The sequence below is a fragment of the Amycolatopsis sp. YIM 10 genome (assembly GCF_009429145.1).
Lineage (GTDB): Bacteria > Actinomycetota > Actinomycetes > Mycobacteriales > Pseudonocardiaceae > Amycolatopsis.
This window is the reverse complement of record NZ_CP045480.1, coordinates 3,701,449-3,717,463: the sequence shown is the minus strand read 5'-3', so window position 1 is coordinate 3,717,463 and position 16,015 is coordinate 3,701,449. Positions and strand designations below refer to the sequence as shown.

General features: G+C 71.4%; 16 protein-coding genes. 7 read left to right on the top strand and 9 right to left on the bottom strand.

The window, feature by feature from the left end:
• Nucleotides 1-49 precede the first annotated feature (49 nt).
• Nucleotides 50-1,999 carry an AarF/ABC1/UbiB kinase family protein gene (locus tag YIM_RS18050; protein WP_153031461.1) on the top strand — a complete coding sequence of 650 codons (1,950 nt, stop codon included), beginning with the start codon at nucleotides 50-52 and terminating at the stop codon, nucleotides 1,997-1,999.
• On the opposite strand, the gene YIM_RS18045 is transcribed toward YIM_RS18050, so the two are convergent.
• A complete protein-coding gene (locus YIM_RS18045) occupies nucleotides 1,992-2,876 on the bottom strand; it encodes a LysR family transcriptional regulator (protein WP_153031460.1) in 885 nt (294 codons plus the stop codon). The two genes, YIM_RS18050 and YIM_RS18045, sit on opposite strands and share 8 nt — an antisense overlap.
• 76 nt (nucleotides 2,877-2,952) lie before the next feature.
• Between YIM_RS18045 and YIM_RS18040 the strand changes: the two genes are divergently transcribed.
• Nucleotides 2,953-3,681 carry a hypothetical protein gene (locus tag YIM_RS18040; protein ID WP_153031459.1) on the top strand — a complete coding sequence of 243 codons (729 nt, stop codon included), beginning with the start codon at nucleotides 2,953-2,955 and terminating at the stop codon, nucleotides 3,679-3,681.
• An 86-nt stretch (nucleotides 3,682-3,767) separates the two neighbouring features.
• On the opposite strand, the gene YIM_RS18035 is transcribed toward YIM_RS18040, so the two are convergent.
• From YIM_RS18035 to YIM_RS18005, 7 genes are read right to left on the bottom strand one after another with little or no spacing between them, the layout of a single operon-like run.
• Nucleotides 3,768-4,166, bottom strand: coding sequence for a metal-sulfur cluster assembly factor (locus tag YIM_RS18035; protein WP_153031458.1), 399 nt, complete (start codon nucleotides 4,164-4,166; stop codon nucleotides 3,768-3,770).
• Nucleotides 4,163-4,609: a Fe-S cluster assembly sulfur transfer protein SufU gene (gene sufU / locus YIM_RS18030; RefSeq protein WP_153031457.1), complete on the bottom strand. Its 447-nt coding sequence runs from the start codon at nucleotides 4,607-4,609 to the stop codon at nucleotides 4,163-4,165. Before sufU ends, YIM_RS18035 begins: the two co-directional genes overlap by 4 nt.
• On the bottom strand, nucleotides 4,609-5,895 hold the full coding sequence (locus YIM_RS18025) for a cysteine desulfurase (RefSeq protein ID WP_153031456.1): 1,287 nt from the start codon (nucleotides 5,893-5,895) through the stop codon (nucleotides 4,609-4,611). The genes sufU and YIM_RS18025 overlap by 1 nt, the downstream gene beginning before the upstream one ends.
• Nucleotides 5,896-5,940: 45 nt before the next feature.
• Complete coding sequence (gene sufC / locus YIM_RS18020; protein WP_153031455.1) at nucleotides 5,941-6,711, bottom strand: Fe-S cluster assembly ATPase SufC; 771 nt, start codon at nucleotides 6,709-6,711, stop codon at nucleotides 5,941-5,943.
• 45 nt (nucleotides 6,712-6,756) lie between these two features.
• Entirely contained in the window at nucleotides 6,757-7,935 is a 1,179-nt protein-coding gene (gene sufD / locus YIM_RS18015; RefSeq protein WP_153031454.1) for a Fe-S cluster assembly protein SufD, read from the bottom strand.
• 1 nt (nucleotide 7,936) lies between these two features.
• A complete protein-coding gene (gene sufB, locus YIM_RS18010) occupies nucleotides 7,937-9,385 on the bottom strand; it encodes a Fe-S cluster assembly protein SufB (RefSeq protein WP_153031453.1) in 1,449 nt (482 codons plus the stop codon).
• The gene (locus tag YIM_RS18005) at nucleotides 9,382-10,140 is read right to left on the bottom strand and encodes a metalloregulator ArsR/SmtB family transcription factor (protein ID WP_228004800.1); all 759 of its coding nucleotides are present in this window, start codon (nucleotides 10,138-10,140) and stop codon (nucleotides 9,382-9,384) included. The genes sufB and YIM_RS18005 overlap by 4 nt, the downstream gene beginning before the upstream one ends.
• A 95-nt stretch (nucleotides 10,141-10,235) precedes the next feature.
• Between YIM_RS18005 and mptB the strand changes: the two genes are divergently transcribed.
• From mptB to YIM_RS17980, 5 genes are all read left to right on the top strand, one after another.
• Entirely contained in the window at nucleotides 10,236-11,876 is a 1,641-nt protein-coding gene (gene mptB / locus YIM_RS18000) for a polyprenol phosphomannose-dependent alpha 1,6 mannosyltransferase MptB (protein ID WP_194240199.1), read from the top strand.
• Between the two features lie 25 nt (nucleotides 11,877-11,901).
• Complete coding sequence (locus tag YIM_RS17995) at nucleotides 11,902-12,837, top strand: ABC transporter ATP-binding protein (protein ID WP_153031452.1); 936 nt, start codon at nucleotides 11,902-11,904, stop codon at nucleotides 12,835-12,837.
• Entirely contained in the window at nucleotides 12,834-13,655 is an 822-nt protein-coding gene (locus YIM_RS17990) for an ABC transporter permease (RefSeq protein WP_194240198.1), read from the top strand. Before YIM_RS17995 ends, YIM_RS17990 begins: the two co-directional genes overlap by 4 nt.
• A gap of 62 nt (nucleotides 13,656-13,717) precedes the next feature.
• Nucleotides 13,718-14,689, top strand: a complete 972-nt coding sequence (locus YIM_RS17985) for a heme A synthase (protein ID WP_153031451.1) — start codon at nucleotides 13,718-13,720, stop codon at nucleotides 14,687-14,689.
• A 63-nt stretch (nucleotides 14,690-14,752) separates the two neighbouring features.
• Nucleotides 14,753-15,682, top strand: a complete 930-nt coding sequence (locus YIM_RS17980) for an acyl-CoA desaturase (protein WP_153031450.1) — start codon at nucleotides 14,753-14,755, stop codon at nucleotides 15,680-15,682.
• On the opposite strand, the gene YIM_RS17975 is transcribed toward YIM_RS17980, so the two are convergent.
• The gene (locus YIM_RS17975; protein ID WP_153031449.1) at nucleotides 15,679-15,993 is read right to left on the bottom strand and encodes a hypothetical protein; all 315 of its coding nucleotides are present in this window, start codon (nucleotides 15,991-15,993) and stop codon (nucleotides 15,679-15,681) included. The genes YIM_RS17980 and YIM_RS17975 overlap by 4 nt on opposite strands.
• Nucleotides 15,994-16,015 lie beyond the last annotated feature (22 nt).

Below are 16,015 nucleotides of genomic sequence, written 5' to 3'. Positions count from 1 at the left end.
CCCGCGCGAGCGGGACCCGTGCGGCCCGGCGGATTGCTCTACTTCCCGGGTGTCCTCCTTGCTCTTCGGTCTGCTCAGCCTGCCGTTCTACGTCGTGTTCCTCTGGCCGCTGGTGGCCGCCTCCCGGCGGGTGCTCGGCGTGCGCATCGGCGCCCTCCGCGCGCTCACCGGCGCGCTGCTCGGCTGGACGGTGGTCACCGGCGTGTTCAGCCTCCTGCCGCCGGTCGACCCGGCCAGCCCGGCCGCCTTTCTCGGCCTGCTCGTGCCGATCGCCGGCGCCGCGTTCGTCACCACGCTGATCTTCCTGTTCGTGGTGGAACTCGCCATGCCCAGCGGCGGCGGGCTCGGCCTGGTCGGCCGGTTCCGCGCGGCGCGGGCCAAGGCCGCGCGGGGCCGCCGGTACTCGCAGATCACCCGCATCGCGGTGAAGCACGGCCTCGGCCCGTACCTGAGCGGGCGCCGCGACCCGGACGCCGGGCGCGAAGCCGCGCTGGCCCGTTCGCTGCGCATGGCGCTCGAAGACGCCGGAGTCACCTTCGTCAAGCTCGGGCAGCTCATGTCCACCCGGCCCGATCTGCTGTCCCAGCCGTTCATCGACGAGCTGAGCCGCCTGCAGGACGGCGTGGCGCACGCCCCGGCCGAGCTGGTCGAACAGCTCCTGCGCGACGAGCTGGGCGCGCCGCCCGCCGAGGTGTTCGCCGAGTTCGACCCGACCCCGATCGCCGCCGCGTCGATCGCGCAGGTGTACCGCGCGAAGCTGCGCTCCGGTGAGCGGGTGGTGGTCAAGGTGCAACGGCCCGGCGTCCGCCGCGTGGTCGAACGCGACCTCGACATCGTGCACCGCGTCGCACGCTCGCTGGAGCAGCGCACGAAGTGGGCGCGCTCGCTCGGCGTCGCCGAACTCGCCGAAGGTTTCGCCGCGGCACTGATCGAGGAACTGGACTTCCGCGTGGAGGCAAGGAATCTGGCCTCGGTGGCGGCGGCGCGGCCGGATGACACCGTCGCGCTGCCGACCGTCCACGAAGGACTGTCCACCGAGCGCGTGCTGGTGATGAGCAGGCTCGACGGCGTTCCGCTCGGCTCGGCCGCGGTGACCGCCGAGCGGCGGCCCGTGCTGGCGCGCTCGCTGCTGGACTGCCTGCTGCACCAGGTGATGCTGCACGGGGTGTTCCACGCGGACCCGCACCCCGGCAACGTGCTGGTGCTCGGCGACGGGCGGCTCGGCCTGCTCGACTTCGGCTCGGTCGGGCGGCTCGACGCCGGACTGCGCGGCGGCCTGCAGAACCTGCTCGCGGCGGTCGACCGCGGTGACCCGGCCGCGCTGCGTGACGGCTTGCTGGAGATCGTCGACCGCCCGGACGACATCGACGAGCGCCGCCTCGAACGCGCGCTGGGTGCCTTGGTGGCCAAGCACTTCAGCCACCGGCAGGCCGCGGACCTCGACCTGTTCACCGATCTGTTCAAGGTGATCACCGGCTTCCGGCTGTCGGTGCCACCGCCGATCGCCGCGGTGTTCCGCGCGCTGGCCACCATGGAGGGCACGCTGGGGCTGCTCTCCCCTGGCTTCGACGTGATGAGCGAGTCGCGCTCGTTCGCCATGGCCAAGGTGGGCGAGAAACTGCGCCCCGAGTCGCTGCGGCAGGCCGCCACCGATGAGCTGATGTCGCTGCTGCCGGTGGTGCGACGGCTGCCGCGGCGGCTGGACCGGATCGGCAGCGCGCTGGAGCAGGGCAGGCTGTCGGTCGGGGTGCGGTTGCTCGCCGACGAGCGGGACCGCGACGTGATCACCGGCTGGCTGCACGAGATCCTGCTCGCCGCGACCGGCGCCGCCACCGGGCTGATGGCGGTGCTGCTGCTCGGCAGTTCGGCCGGGCCGCGGGTGCTGCCGGAGGTCACGCTCAACCAGGTGTTCGGCTACAACCTGCTGGTGGTGAGCCTGCTGGTCGGGCTGCGGCTGCTGTTCGTGGTGTTCCGCGGGCAGCGGCGGCGGCTCAGGTGAGCGCCTTGAACAGCCCGGCGGCCGGCCCGTCCAGGTCACCGGCGTGCACCACCTCCACGCAGTGCACCAGCCGGGGTTCGGCGATCGGCACGCCGGTCACGCCGGGCGCGGCCTCGGCGACCGGGCGGGGCAGCACGGCGAGGCCGTGGCCACCGGCGACGAGCGCCGTGAGCGCGGCGACGTCCGTGCCGTCGCAGGCCAGTGCCGGGCGGAAGCCGCCGAACTCGGCGTTCGCGCGCAACTGGGTCAGCGGCAGACCGGCCTCCGGCGCGTCGATCCACCGCGCGTCGGCCAGGTCGACCAGGCGCACCGCTTTCCTTCCGGCGAGCGGGTGGCCGGACGGCAGCGCGGCGACCAGCTCGTCGTCACCGGCGGCGCGGACCACGCCGGTCAGCGGCGCGACCTCGGGCAGGCGCAGCGGATCGCTCGGGGCGGCGATGCCGTCGACCAAGCCGAGGGTGAGCGCGCCGGTGGACACCTCGTCGAGCACCGCCTGGCGGCTGAGCACGCGGAGCGTGACCTCGGCACGCGGGTGCTGGCGGCGCAGTTCGGCAAGCGCGGCGGGCAGGCGTGGTTTCACCGCCAGCGGTGAAGCCCCGACGGAGACCGCGGCGTTCGGGGTCGCGGCCATCCGGGTGATGTCGGCGCGGGCGGCGTCGAGGCGGATGAGCAGCGGACCGGCGTGTTCGAGCAGCCGGGCGCCCGCCTCCGACGGCGCCACCGGGCGGCGGAACAGCAGCACGGTGCCCAGGTCGGCCTCCAGGCTGGCGATGTGCTGGGAGACCGCGGACTGGGTGTAGCCGAGTTCACGGGCGGCGGCGCTGAAGGAGCCGTAGCGCACCACCGTGACGAAGGTACGGAGCAGGTGCGGATCCATAACAATCATTATCGCTAATGCGGCCAGCATGTTTCATCGTTGGACGTGAACTCGCGCGCGGACCACGATGGAAGCCATGACCACGCCTTCCACCACCAGCACCGCCAGGATCGCCCTGGTCGGTGACCGCTCCCCGCACGTCCGCTCGCACACCCGGATCCCCGGCCTGCTGGAAAAACTCGCCGAGCGCGACGGCCTCGTGCTCGACGCGTACTGGATCCCGACCGAAGAGGCGGCTGACGTCGACGGCTTCGACGCGATCTGGCTGCTGCCGGGCAGCCCGTACGCCAGCGAAGCCGGTGCGCTGGCCGCGGTGACGACCGCGCGGACGCGCGGCATCCCGTTCCTCGGCACCTGCGCCGGTTTCCAGCACGCACTGCTGGAGTTCGCCCGCGGGGTGTGCGGCCTGGACTCGGCTTCGCACGCGGAGAGCGACCCGTCCGGGTCGTCTCCGGTGATCGTGCCCCTCGCGTGCTCACTGGCCGGTCACGAAGGCGCGATCATCGTGGAACCGGAGTCACTGGCAGGCGAGATCCTGGGCGCCGCGCGGACGGTGGAGCGGTACCACTGCTCGTACGGGTGCAACCCGGAGTACCTGGAGCTGCTGCGCTCACACGGGCTGCGCTTCACCGGCGCCGACGAGGCCGGGGACCCGCGTGTGGTGGAGCTGCCGGGGCACCCGTTCTTCCTGGCCACCCTGTTCCAGCCGGAACTGGCGCGGGAGGACCTGGCGCCGCACCCGATCATCCGGGCGCTGGCGTTCGCCGCCGTGCACCACCTGGAAGCCCAGAGCGCGGCGGTATAGGCCGTTATACATGTCGCGAAGGTGGCTTTCGTGACGCCAGACGTCTCGAAAACCACCTTCGCGACAGTTACCTCTACCTCGTGAAGCTACATCGTGAAGCCGAGTGCCCGGAGCTGGTCCCGGCCGTCCTCGGTGATCTTCTCCGGGCCCCACGGCGGCATCCAGACCCAGTTGATCCGGAAGTCGGAGACCAGCCCGGCGCCGCCGGTGAGCACGGAGGCGGTCTGGTCCTCGATCACGTCGGTCAGCGGGCAGGCCGCCGAGGTCAGCGTCATGTCGATGGTGGCGGTGTTGTCCGGCTCCACGTGGATGCCGTACACCAGCCCGAGGTCGACCACGTTGATCCCGAGTTCCGGGTCGACCACGTCACGCATGGCCTCCTCCAGGTCCTCGACCTTGGCCAGGTCGGCCGCGGGAGCCTGCTGTTCGGGCAGGTCGGCGGCGGTGCGCCCCTCGCGGTGGGCGGGAACCTCGGTCTCGCTCATTTCGCCTCTCCGTTCGCAGTCCGCGCGACGGCGTCCTTGAACGCCATCCAGCCCAGCAGCGCGCACTTCACGCGCGCCGGGTACTTCGCCACCCCGGCGAAGGCGATGCCGTCCTCGAGCACGTCCTCGTCCGGCTCCACCTGGCCACGCCCCTGCATCAGTTCGACAAAGGCGTCCAGCGTGGTCATCGCCTCCTCCACCGTATGCCCGACGACCAGATCGTTCAGCACGGAGGTCGAGGCCTGGCTGATCGAGCAGCCCTGCCCCTCGTAGGAGATGTCCGAGACGGTGCCGTCGTCCAGCTTGACCCGCAGCGTCACCTCGTCCCCGCAGGTGGGGTTCACCTGGAACGACTCGGCGTCGAACGGCTCCCGCAGGCCGCGGCCGTGCGGGTTCTTGTAGTGGTCCAGGATGATCTCCTGGTACATGCTCTGCAGTTGCATCAAGCCACCCCGAAGAAGCGCTGCGCCTCACGCACGCCGCGCACCAGTGCGTCCACTTCGGACAGCTCGTTGTACAGGTAGAAGGACGCGCGCACGGTGGCGGGCACGCCCATCCGCCGGTGCAGCGGCCACGCGCAGTGGTGGCCGACGCGCACCGCGACCCCGAGGCTGTCCAGCACCTGGCCCGCGTCGTGCGGGTGCACCCCGTCGATGACGAAGGACACCGCTCCCCCGCGGTCGGCCAGGTCAGTCGGCCCGACGATCCGTACCCCGGCGATCTCGCCGAGCCCGGCCAGCGCCGCCTCGGTGAGCCGGTGCTCGTGCGCGGCGATCGAGTCGATCCCGGCGGCGGAGAGGTAGTCCACCGCGGCACCGAGGCCGACCGCCTGCGAGGTCATCGGCGAACCGGCCTCGAACCGCTGCGGCGGCGGCGCGAAGGTGGAGCCCTCCATCCGGACCAGTTCGATCATCGAGCCACCGGTGATGAACGGCGGCATCGCCTCGAGCAGCTCCCGGCGGCCGTAGAGCACGCCGATCCCGGACGGGCCGAGCATCTTGTGCCCGGAGAACGTGGCGAAGTCCACCCCGAGCGCGGCCAGGTCCACCGGCGCGTGCGGCACCGACTGGCAGGCGTCGAGCAGGGTCAGCGCGCCGACCTGCTTCGCCCTGGCCACCAGCGTGGCCACCGGGTTGACCGTGCCGAGCACGTTCGACTGGTGGGTGAAGGCCACCAGCTTCGTCCGCTCGGTGATCAGGTCGTCCAGGCTCGACAGGTCGAGCCTGCCGTCGTCGGTGACGCCGAACCAGCGCAGCTTCGCCCCGGTCCGCTGGACCAGCTGCTGCCACGGCACCAGGTTCGCGTGGTGCTCCATCTCGGTGATGACGATCTCGTCGCCCTCACCGACGGCGAACCGCGCGGCCTCGGGCCCCGCGGTCGCCGCGTTGCTCATCGCGTAGGCGACCAGGTTGAAGCCCTCGGTGGCGTTCTTGGTGAACACCAGCTCACCGGGGGTGGCGCCGACGAACTCCGCGATGCGCGCGCGAGCGTCCTCGTAGGCGTCGGTCGCCTCCTCGGCGAGCTGGTGCGCACCGCGGTGCACCGCGGCGTTGGCCGTCTCGAGAAACCGGCGCTCGGCGTCGAGCACCTGCGCCGGACGCTGGGCGGTGGCCCCGGAATCCAAGTACACCAAGGGTTTCCCGTCCCGGACGGTACGGGACAGGATGGGGAAGTCGGCGCGCAGGGCGGCGACGTCCAATGGCACAGAGTCGGCGGCGGTGGTGGTCAAGCCGGCTCCTCTCGATCGTGGTGGATTCCGGGGCACTGCGGGAAGTCAGACGGCCGCGGCCTCGGGCTTGCCCGCGTACTTCACGTAACCGTGGGCCTCGAGCTCGTCGGCCAGTTCAACGCCACCGGACTCCACGATCTTCCCGCCGGCGAACACGTGCACGAAATCCGGCGAGATGTGCTTGAGGATCCGGGTGTAGTGCGTGATCAGCATGACGCCGACCTCGTTGTTCGCCTTGTACTCGTTGACGCCCTCGGACACCACGCGCAGGGCGTCCACGTCGAGGCCGGAGTCGGTCTCGTCGAGAATGGCGAACTTCGGCTTGAGCAGCGCCAGCTGCAGGATCTCGTGGCGCTTCTTCTCACCGCCGGAGAAGCCCTCGTTCACGCTGCGCTCGGCGAACTCGGCGGAGATGTCCAGCTTGCCCATCTCCTCCTTGACCTCCTTGACCCAGTGGCGCAGCTTGGGAGCCTCGCCACGGACCGAGGTGGCCGCGGTGCGCAGGAAGTTCGACATGGAGACACCGGGCACCTCGACCGGGTACTGCATGGCGAGGAACAGCCCGGCGCGGGCGCGCTCGTCCACGCTCATCTCCAGCACGTCCTCGCCGTCGAGCAGCACCTGGCCCGAGGTGACCTCGTACTTCGGGTGCCCGGCGATGGCGTAGGACAGGGTCGACTTGCCGGAGCCGTTGGGGCCCATGATCGCGTGCGTCTCACCCGAGCGGATGGTCAGGTTGACGCCCTTGAGGATCTCCTTGGCGCCCTCGTCGGTGGTGACCGAGGCGTGCAGGTCCTTGATTTCCAGAGTGGCCATGAGTCTTTTTTCTTTTCCTAAGTTCGGGAAGTTTCCGGCAGCTCGTCAGGCACCGACGGCTTGCAGCTCGGCCTCGATCGCGGCCTCGAGGCGCTCGCGCACCTCGGGCACGGTGATCTTCGCCAGGATCTCGTGGAAGAACCCGCGCACCACCAGCCGGCGCGCCTGCTCCTCGGCGATCCCGCGCGACTGCAGGTAGAACAGCTGCTCGTCGTCGAACCGCCCGGTGGCGCTGGCGTGGCCCGCGCCCTCGATCTCGCCGGTCTCGATCTCCAGGTTCGGCACCGAGTCGGCGCGCGCGCCCTCGGTGAGCACCAGGTTCCGGTTGAGCTCGTAGGTGTCGGTGGCCTCGGCGGCCGCGCGGATCAGCACGTCGCCGATCCACACCGTGTGCGCGCCGTCGCCCTGCAGCGCGCCCTTGTACATCACGTTCGACTTGCAGTGGGGCACCGCGTGGTCGACGAACAGCCGGTGCTCCTGGTGCTGGCCGGCGTCGGCGAAGTACACCCCGAGCAGTTCGACCTCGCCACCCGGCTCGGCGAACGCCGCGGTCGGCGACACGCGCACCAGGTCTCCGCCGAGGGTGACCACGGTGTGCTTGAGCACCGCGTCCCGGCCCAGCTTGAGGTGCTGCTCGGAGACGTGCACCGCGTCGTCGGCCCAGTCCTGCACGGAGACCACGGTGAGCCTGGCCGAGTCGCCGACGACGAACTCGACGTTGTCGGCGTAGGTGCCCGAACCGGTGTGGTCCAGGATGATCACGGCCTCGGCGAACGCCTCGGCACGCACCTGCAGGTGGCCGTAGGCGGTCTTGCCCTCACCGGGGCCGACCAGACGCACCACGCTCGGCGCCGACGCCTTGATCTCCTTCGGCACGGTCACCACGGTGGCCGTCTCGAACGCGGAGTAGGCCTGCGCGGCGATCCGGTCGCTCGGCACACCCGCGGCGCCGAGGCGCTCGTCGTCCCGGCCGACCGTCTCCAGCTTCAGCTCGGGGGCCAGGTCGGCCTCCACGGTGATCCGGCCGTCGGCGACGGCGCTGCCGTCGTGCAGGCCGCGCAGGCGCTTCATCGGCGTGAAGCGCCAGTTCTCCTCGCGCCCGCCGGGGACCTCGAAGGCCTCGACGTCGTAGGAGGCGAACCGCTCCGCGCGGGAGGCGGCCGGGATGACGGCCTCCCGCGCGGCGGCGGAAACGTTGTTCTCGGTTTCGGTGCTAGCCGTCATGTCAGCCGACGGACCCTTCCATCTGCAGCTCGATCAGGCGGTTCAGCTCGAGCGCGTACTCCATCGGGAGCTCGCGCGCGATGGGCTCGACGAACCCGCGGACCACCATGGCCATGGCCTCTTCCTCGGTCAGCCCGCGCGACATCAGGTAGAACAGCTGGTCCGCGCTGACCTTGGAGACGGTGGCCTCGTGGCCCATGGACACCTCGTCGTTGCGGATGTCCACGTACGGGTAGGTGTCCGACCGCGAGATGGTGTCCACCAGCAGCGCGTCGCAGACCACGCTGGAGCGCGAGTGGTGCGCCCGCTTGGCGACCTTGACCAGGCCGCGGTAGGAGGTGCGGCCACCGCCGCGCGCCACCGACTTCGACACCACGGTCGAGGAGGTGTACGGCGCCAGGTGCTCCATCTTCGCGCCCGCGTCCTGGTGCTGGCCCTCACCGGCGAAGGCGACCGAGAGCACTTCGCCCTTGGCGTGCTCGCCCATCAGGAACACCGACGGGTACTTCATGGTGACCTTGGAGCCGATGTTGCCGTCGACCCACTCCATGGTCGCGCCCTCTTCGGCCTTGGCCCGCTTGGTGACCAGGTTGTAGACGTTGTTCGACCAGTTCTGGATCGTGGTGTAGCGGCAGCGGCCGCCCTTCTTCACGATGATCTCCACGACCGCCGAGTGCAGCGAGTCGGACTGGTAGATCGGCGCCGTGCAGCCCTCGACGTAGTGCACGTAGGCACCCTCGTCGACGATGATCAGCGTGCGCTCGAACTGGCCCATGTTCTCGGTGTTGATCCGGAAGTAGGCCTGCAGCGGGATGTCCACGTGCACGCCCGGCGGCACGTAGATGAACGAGCCGCCCGACCAGACCGCGGTGTTCAGCGCGGAGAACTTGTTGTCACCGGCCGGGATGACCGAGCCGAAGTACTCGCGGAACAGCTCCGGGTGCTCGCGCAGCGCGGTGTCGGTGTCCAGGAAGAGAACGCCCTGCTTCTCCAGGTCCTCGCGGATGGAGTGGTAGACGACCTCGGACTCGTACTGCGCGGCCACACCCGCGACCAGCCGCTGCTTCTCCGCCTCGGGGATGCCCAGCTTGTCGTAGGTGTTCTTGATGTCCTCGGGCAGCTCTTCCCAGCTGGTGGCCTGCTTCTCGCTGGAGCGCACGAAGTACTTGATGTTGTCGAAGTCGATCCCCGACAGGTCGGCGCCCCAGTTGGGCATCGGCTTGAGGTCGAAGAGCTTGAGCGCCTTCAGGCGCGCGTCACGCATCCACTCCGGCTCGGACTTCTTCGACGAGATGTCGACGACGACATCCTCGCTGAGGCCGCGCCTGGCGCTGGCCCCGGCGGCGTCGGAGTCCGCCCAGCCGTACGCGTAGTTGCCCAGGGAGTCGATGGTCTCTTCCTGGGACAGGGGCGCAGTGGTGGGAGTGCGCTGCTCGGCAGCGGCAGTCATACGGGATTCCCTCCGTCCGGAGATGGTGCTTCCATACCGCGCGGATTCTCCGCGGGTACGTGTGTGGTGCAGGCGGTGTCCCCGCGCGCGATGGTCGCGAGGCGCTGCACGTGGGTCCCCAGCAGCTTCGCGAACGCCTCGGTCTCGGCTTCGCAGAGCTGCGGGAACTCGGCGGCCACGTGGGCCACCGGGCAGTGGTGCTGGCACAGCTGCTCACCCGTGCGGACCTGCCGGGTCGAGGCAGCGTAACCCTCCCTGGTCAGGGCGGTGGCGAGGGCCTCCGCCCGGGAGGCGGGCTCCGCGGAGCTGGTCACCGCGTCGCGGTGGGGCTCCACCAGAGCCGCGACGCGGCTCTCGGCGAACGCGCGGACCGCGTCCGGGCCCGCGTGCTCCGCGAGGAACCGGACGGCCGAGACCGCGAGGTCGTCGTAGGCGTGCCCGAACCGGGCCCGGCCGCTGTCGGTGAGGCGGAACGCCCTGGCCGGGCGCCCCCTCCCGCGCGGCCCGCGCCGGGGCGCGTCGAGCGCCTCGGCTTCCCCGCACTCGAGCAGGGTGTCGAGGTGGCGCCGCACCGCGGTGGGACTGATGCCGACCTTCTCGGCGACCACCGCGGCCGTGATCGGCCCCTCCTCCAGCAGCAGGCGAGCCACCTCGTGCCGGGTCCGGCCGTCGGCGTTGGCCTGCACGGGGACGCCGGCGGTGGCGGGGCGGCTGTCGCCGTCCCGCCGCTGCTGAGCGGTGCCCGTCTTTTTCACAACACAAGTGTGTCGTATATCCGGGCGAGGGGCAAAGGAGGGGTAATTCCGGGTGACCGACATCACGGTGACATCGCAGTCGATACCCTTCCGGAGTGGAGACCAGGTCGCCCGTCGAGCCCGCCGCACCCCAGCCGCTGGACGTCACCGAGGAGCGCGCGCTCAAGATCATCCGCCGGTTCGGCACCACCGGCACGCTGTTCCTGGCGATCGGCTCGCTGGGGGCGGGCGCCGCGCCGGTGATCAACCCGGTGCTGGAGATCCCGGTGCTGCGGGTCTTCGCCCGGATCTCCACGGTGTCGCTGGCGATCGCGGCCACCGGCATCCTGATGGTGGTGATCGCCTGGCTGATGATCGGCCGGTTCGCCCGCCCGGCCAACGCCCGGCTGGCCACGCCGAAGCAGCTGCACCGCGCGCTGATCACCTGGGTGACCCCGCTGCTGTTCATCCCGCCGCTGTTCTCCCGCGACGTCTACAGCTACCTGGCGCAGAGCGAGATCGTGCGGCGCGGGATGGACCCGTACTCGCTCGGCCCGGCCGAGGCGCTGGGCATCGGCGACCCGCTGACCTCGGGCGTGTCGAACATGTGGCGCGAGACGCCCGCCCCGTACGGGCCGCTCTACCTGCGGTTCGGCAGCTGGCTGGCGGAGCTGTCCGGCAACAACATCGTCACCGGGGTGATGCTGCACCGCGGGCTGGCCGTGGTCGGGGTGGTGCTGATCGTCTGGGCGCTGCCGCGGCTGGCCTCGCGCTTCGGCGTGCAGCCGGCCACCGCGCTCTGGCTGGGCGCGCTCAACCCGCTGCTGATCTTCCACCTGGTCGCGGGCGCGCACAACGACGCGCTGGCGCTGGGGCTGATGGCCGCCGGGCTGGAGCTGGGCCTGCGGAAGCTGCCGATCCGGGTCAAGGGCGACACCCCGCCGCCGCTGGCGCCCGGCGAGCTGCTCGGGATTTCGCTCGGCGTGGCGGTGATCACCCTCGGCGTGCTGACCAAGGTGAGCGCGATCCTGGCGCTGCCGTTCTTCACCGTGATGGTGGCGCGGCGCTGGCACGGCGGGATCCGGGACCTGTTCCGCGCGGCCGCGCCGATGGCCGGGGTGTTCGCCGTGGTCTTCGTCGGGGTCACCCTGGTCACCGGGCTCGGCTTCGGCTGGATCGGCACGCTGGACACCCCCGGCCTGGTGCGGGCGTGGATCTCGCCGACCGCGGAGCTGGGCAATCTCGGCGGGCTGCTCGGCATTTCCCTCGATCTGGGCAACCACACCAACGCGCTGGTGCCGATCCTGGGCAACCTCGGTTACCTGGCCGCCGGCATCGTCACGGTGAAGTTCATCTGGGACAGCCTGAAGTGGCGGTACCGGCCGATCATCGGGCTGGGCGTCTCGCTCGGCGCGGTGATGGTGCTGCACGTGGCGCTGCAGCCGTGGTACCTGCTCTGGGCGGCGATCCCGCTGGCCGCGGCGGCGGGCACCTCGCGGTTCCGGGTGGCGGCGACGTGGTCGAGCGTGGTGCTCTCGCTGGTGGTGTTCCCCACCGGCGGCAGCTTCGGCGGGCGGACCTTCGTGCCGTTCCAGGCCTACACCGCGGCGATCGTGGTGGTGGTGCTGGCGCTGGTGCTGGTGCGCCGGATGTGCCCGCTGATCTTCACCAGGCCGGACGCCGCGGCCATCTCCGGCGCCCTGTCCCCGGCCCACCTCGACGACGAGACCTACCCGAGCCCGCGACAGCCCGCGTAGAGGCACCGCTCTACCCTTGACCGTTGTGAGTGCACCCGCCGTGGAGATAACCGGGCTGGTGAAGCGCTTCGGATCCACCAAGAAGGTCACCGCCGTCGATGGCCTCGACCTGCGGATGCCGCAGGGCACGCTGCTGGCCCTGCTGGGCCCGAACGGGGCGGGCAAGACGACCACGGTCGAGGTGTGCGAAGGCTTCCAGCGGCCCGATTCCGGGACCGTCCGGGTGCTCGGGCTGGATCCCGCCGGCCAGGGCGCCCGCCTGCGGCCCCGCATCGGCGTGATGCCGCAGGGCGGTGGCGCCTATCCCGGCGTGCGCGCGGACGAGATGCTCGGGCTGGTCGCCTCCTGCGCGGCCCAGCCGCTGGACCCGGCCTGGCTGCTGGAGGTGCTCGGCCTCGACGGCGTCCGGCGCACCCCGTTCAAACGGCTCTCCGGCGGGCAGCAGCAGCGGTTGTCGCTGGCCTGCGCCCTGGTCGGGCGCCCGGAGCTGGTGTTCCTCGACGAGCCGACCGCGGGCATGGACCCGCAGGCGCGGCGCCTGGTCTGGGACCTGCTCGCCGCGTTGCGCGCCGACGGCGTCAGCGTGCTGTTGACCACACATCTGATGGAAGAAGCCGAAACGCTCGCCGATCACGTAGTCATCGTCGACGGTGGCAAGGTGATCGCCGAGGGCGCGCCGAGTGAGCTGACCGCCGAGGCCGGGGAAGCCGCGCAGCTGCGGTTCCGCGCGCGAGCCGGTCTCGACACGAAGCTGCTTTCGGCGGCGCTGCCCGAGGGCTACCGGGTGCGGGAGTCCGCACCCGGCAGCTACCGGGTGGAGGGCGTGGTGGACCCGCAGGTGGTCTCCGCGGTCACCGCCTGGTGCGCCCAGCAGGGCGTGCTCGCCGAGGAGCTGCACGTTGGCCGCCGCGACCTCGAAGAAGTGTTCCTCGAGCTGACCGGACGGGAGCTGCGCGGATGACCGCCGTCAAGCCAGGCAGGGAAGAGACCGTGAGCCCTCGTTTCGCACCGGGCACGTTCGCGCCCGCACCGGGCCGCGGCTCGCTGGTCCGCATGCTGCGCACGCACGCGCGCGTGGAGACCGCGCTGACGCTGCGCCACGGCGAGCAGATCCTGCTCACCCTGCTCATCCCGCTGGCGCTGCTGGCCGGGTTGAGCCTGCTCGACATCCTGCCCTCGGGCGAGCTGGGCCCGGTCGAGGCGGTGGACTGGGTGACCCCGCGCATCCTGGCGCTGGCGGTGATGTCCTCGGCGTTCACCGGGCAGGCCATCGCGCTCGGCTTCGACCGGCGGTACGGCGTGCTCAAGCGGTTGTCCGCGACCGCGCTGCCGCGCTGGCTGCTGGTCGCCGGGCGGCTGCTGGCCGCGCTCGTGGTGGTCGCGATCCAGGCCGTGGTGCTGGGGGTGGTGGCCGCGCTGCTGGGGTGGTCGCCCTCGCCCGGCGGGCTGGCGGCCGGGGTGGTCTTCCTGGTCTTCGGCACCTTCGCCTTCGGGGCGCTGGGTGTGCTGCTGGGCGGTTCGCTGCGGGCCGAGGCGGTGCTGGCGCTGGCGAACGTGGTGTGGTTCGTGCTGCTGCTCGCCGGCGGCATCCTGCTGGTGCCGTCCGCGATGCCGGGCGCGCTGGGCGACCTGGTCGGCCTGCTGCCCTCCGGCGCGCTCGCCGAGGGCCTGCGCGCGGCGCTGCTGGACGGTCACTTCAGCTGGGGGCCGGTCGCCGTGCTCGCCGCCTGGGCGGCCGCGGCCGGGGCGCTGGCCGCGCGTACCACCCGGCTGAACTGATCCGCAAGACCTCCGCGAGACCTCTCAGCAAGCGCGCGGAACCGGCCGCCTACCATCGGTTCGTGCCGTTGAAGTCGCTCGTCGCCCGCCTCCCGTATCCCTCTCCCGTGGTGCAGCGCGTGCTCGCCGTCGCCGCGGTGATCACCCAGGGCGGGATCGGGGTGACCGGCTCCATCGTGCGGGTCACCGGCTCCGGGCTCGGCTGCCCGACGTGGCCGCAGTGCTTCCCCGGCAGCATGTTCCCGGTCGAGCACCCGGAACTGAGCGCGGTGACCCAGTGGATCGAGTTCGGCAACCGGCTGCTCACCGGGCTGGTGATCCTGGTGGCCGGGCTGTGCGTGCTGGCCGCGTGGCGCATCCAGGTCGACCAGCCGAGCAGGCGCCGCCTGGTCGCGCTGGCCTGGACGATGCCGCTCGGCGTGGTCGCGCAGGCGGTGATCGGCGGCATGACCGTGCTCACCGGGCTGCTGTGGTGGACCGTGGCCATCCACTTCCTCGCCTCCACCCCGCTGGTGTGGCTGGCGTTCATGCTGCTGCGCGCGTTCGGTGAGGGTGACGAGGAACCGCGCCGGCTGATCCAGCCGCTGGGCCGCAAGCTGATGGTCGCGCTGGTGGTGCTGCTCGGCGCGGTGCTGGTGGCCGGGACCGTGGTGACCGGCGCCGGTCCGCACGGCGGCGACCCGGACACCCCGCGCCTGGACGCCCCGATCGAAACCCTGGCCCAGGTCCACGGTGGACTGCTGGTGGTCTTCCTGGTCGTGCTGGCGGTGCTCGGGCTGCACCTCTCCCGCACCGGCGCCCCGGCGGCGCTCTGGCGGCGCTACGCGGTGCTGGCGGTGGTCGCGCTGGCGCAGGGCGGGCTGGGCAGCCTGCAGTACGCGCTCGGCATCCCGGAGGCGCTGGTTTCCTTCCACGTACTGGGTTCCGCGCTGGTCATCGTGGCCACCGCGTCGCTGTGGTGCGCCACCCGCGACCGCGGTCCGGTACCGGCCAGGACACCGGAACCGGCGCCGGTACTCGCGACCGCCGACTGACCGACACCACCTCGTAACGAGGGCGCGGGCCGCAGGCCAAAATGTCCGAATAGGCTCTTGCCCATGAAGTCACCTTCGGCGGCCAAGCCGATCATCTCCCATCAGCGCTCGACCACCGAGATGATCGTGCTCAAGGCGTTCCTGCTGATTCCGTTCGCCGCGCTGGTGGTGGCCGTGCCGGTCGCCTGGGGCTGGGGGCTCAACTGGGTGGACGTCGGCCTGGCGGTGGCGTTCTACGTGATCGGCACGCTCGGGGTGACCGTCGGCTACCACCGCTACTTCACCCACGGCGCGTTCAAGGCGGCCCGGCCGCTGCGGATCGCGCTGGCCGTGGCGGGCGGCATGGCCGTGCAGGGCTCGGTGATCTTCTGGGTGGCCAGCCACCGGCGCCACCACGCCTTCGCCGACCGCGAGGGCGACCCGCACTCCCCCTGGCTGTTCGGCACCTCGCCGAAGGCGCTGGCGAAGGGGTTCTGGCACGCGCACATGGGCTGGATGTTCCAGCGTGAGGTGACCAGCTACGAGCGGTTCGCGCCGGACCTGCTCGCCGACGGCGACCTGCGGGTGGTCAACCGGTACTTCTGGCTGTGGACCACGCTCAGCCTGGCCGCGCCCGCGTTGCTCGGCGGCCTGCTCACCTGGTCGTTCTGGGGCGCGGTGACCGCGTTCTTCTGGGCCGGGCTGGTGCGCATCGCCTTCCTGCACCACGTGACCTGGTCGGTGAACTCGATCTGCCACATGGTCGGCGACCGGCCGTTCGCCAGCCGGGACAAGGCGGCGAACTTCTGGCCGCTGGCGATCCTGTCCATGGGTGAGTCGTGGCACAACTCGCACCACGCCGACCCGACCTGCGCCCGGCACGGGGTGCTGCGCGGTCAGGTCGACGTGTCGGCCAGGGTGATCTGGCTGTTCGAAAAGTTCGGCTGGGCGCGGGACGTGCGCTGGCCGAAGCCGGAGCGCATCGCCGCGAAGCTGGTCAAGCCCGCGTCCTAGCGGGGGCGGGCCATCCGGCGGCGGTGGCCCGCGCCGATCTTGGTGGCGCCGACCGTCTCGTTGTCCCAGGTGGACGCTTCGAGGCCGTCGACCGCCTCGACCAGCTTCTCGCCGGTTTCCACGCTGGTGACGATCACGTCGCCGATGGCGCCGTCGGCGCCGACCAGCATCACCCTGGCGCCGGCCCGCCCGATGTTCTCCACCACGGCCTTGCCCGCTTCACCGTGCTTGTCCACGAACTCGCGGGCGGCGGCCAGCTGACGGCTGGTCGGCTCGGCCGGTTGCGTCTTCTCGTTCTCCTGCTCAGCCACCCGCCGAGCCTATCGGGCCGAT

Bases quoted from the DNA above. Each gene is read 5' to 3' on its own strand.
- YIM_RS17990 (WP_194240198.1), top strand. From the start codon at position 12,834: ATGACCGCCGTCAAGCCAGGCAGGGAAGAGACCGTGAGCCCTCGTTTC.
- YIM_RS18045 (WP_153031460.1), bottom strand. From the start codon at position 2,876: ATGGATCCGCACCTGCTCCGTACCTTCGTCACGGTGGTGCGCTACGGC.
- YIM_RS18035 (WP_153031458.1), bottom strand. From the start codon at position 4,166: ATGAGCGAGACCGAGGTTCCCGCCCACCGCGAGGGGCGCACCGCCGCC.
- YIM_RS18040 (WP_153031459.1), top strand. From the start codon at position 2,953: ATGACCACGCCTTCCACCACCAGCACCGCCAGGATCGCCCTGGTCGGT.
- YIM_RS17980 (WP_153031450.1), top strand. From the start codon at position 14,753: ATGAAGTCACCTTCGGCGGCCAAGCCGATCATCTCCCATCAGCGCTCG.
- sufU (WP_153031457.1), bottom strand. From the start codon at position 4,609: ATGCAACTGCAGAGCATGTACCAGGAGATCATCCTGGACCACTACAAG.
- sufC (WP_153031455.1), bottom strand. From the start codon at position 6,711: ATGGCCACTCTGGAAATCAAGGACCTGCACGCCTCGGTCACCACCGAC.
- sufD (WP_153031454.1), bottom strand. From the start codon at position 7,935: ATGACGGCTAGCACCGAAACCGAGAACAACGTTTCCGCCGCCGCGCGG.
- sufB (WP_153031453.1), bottom strand. From the start codon at position 9,385: ATGACTGCCGCTGCCGAGCAGCGCACTCCCACCACTGCGCCCCTGTCC.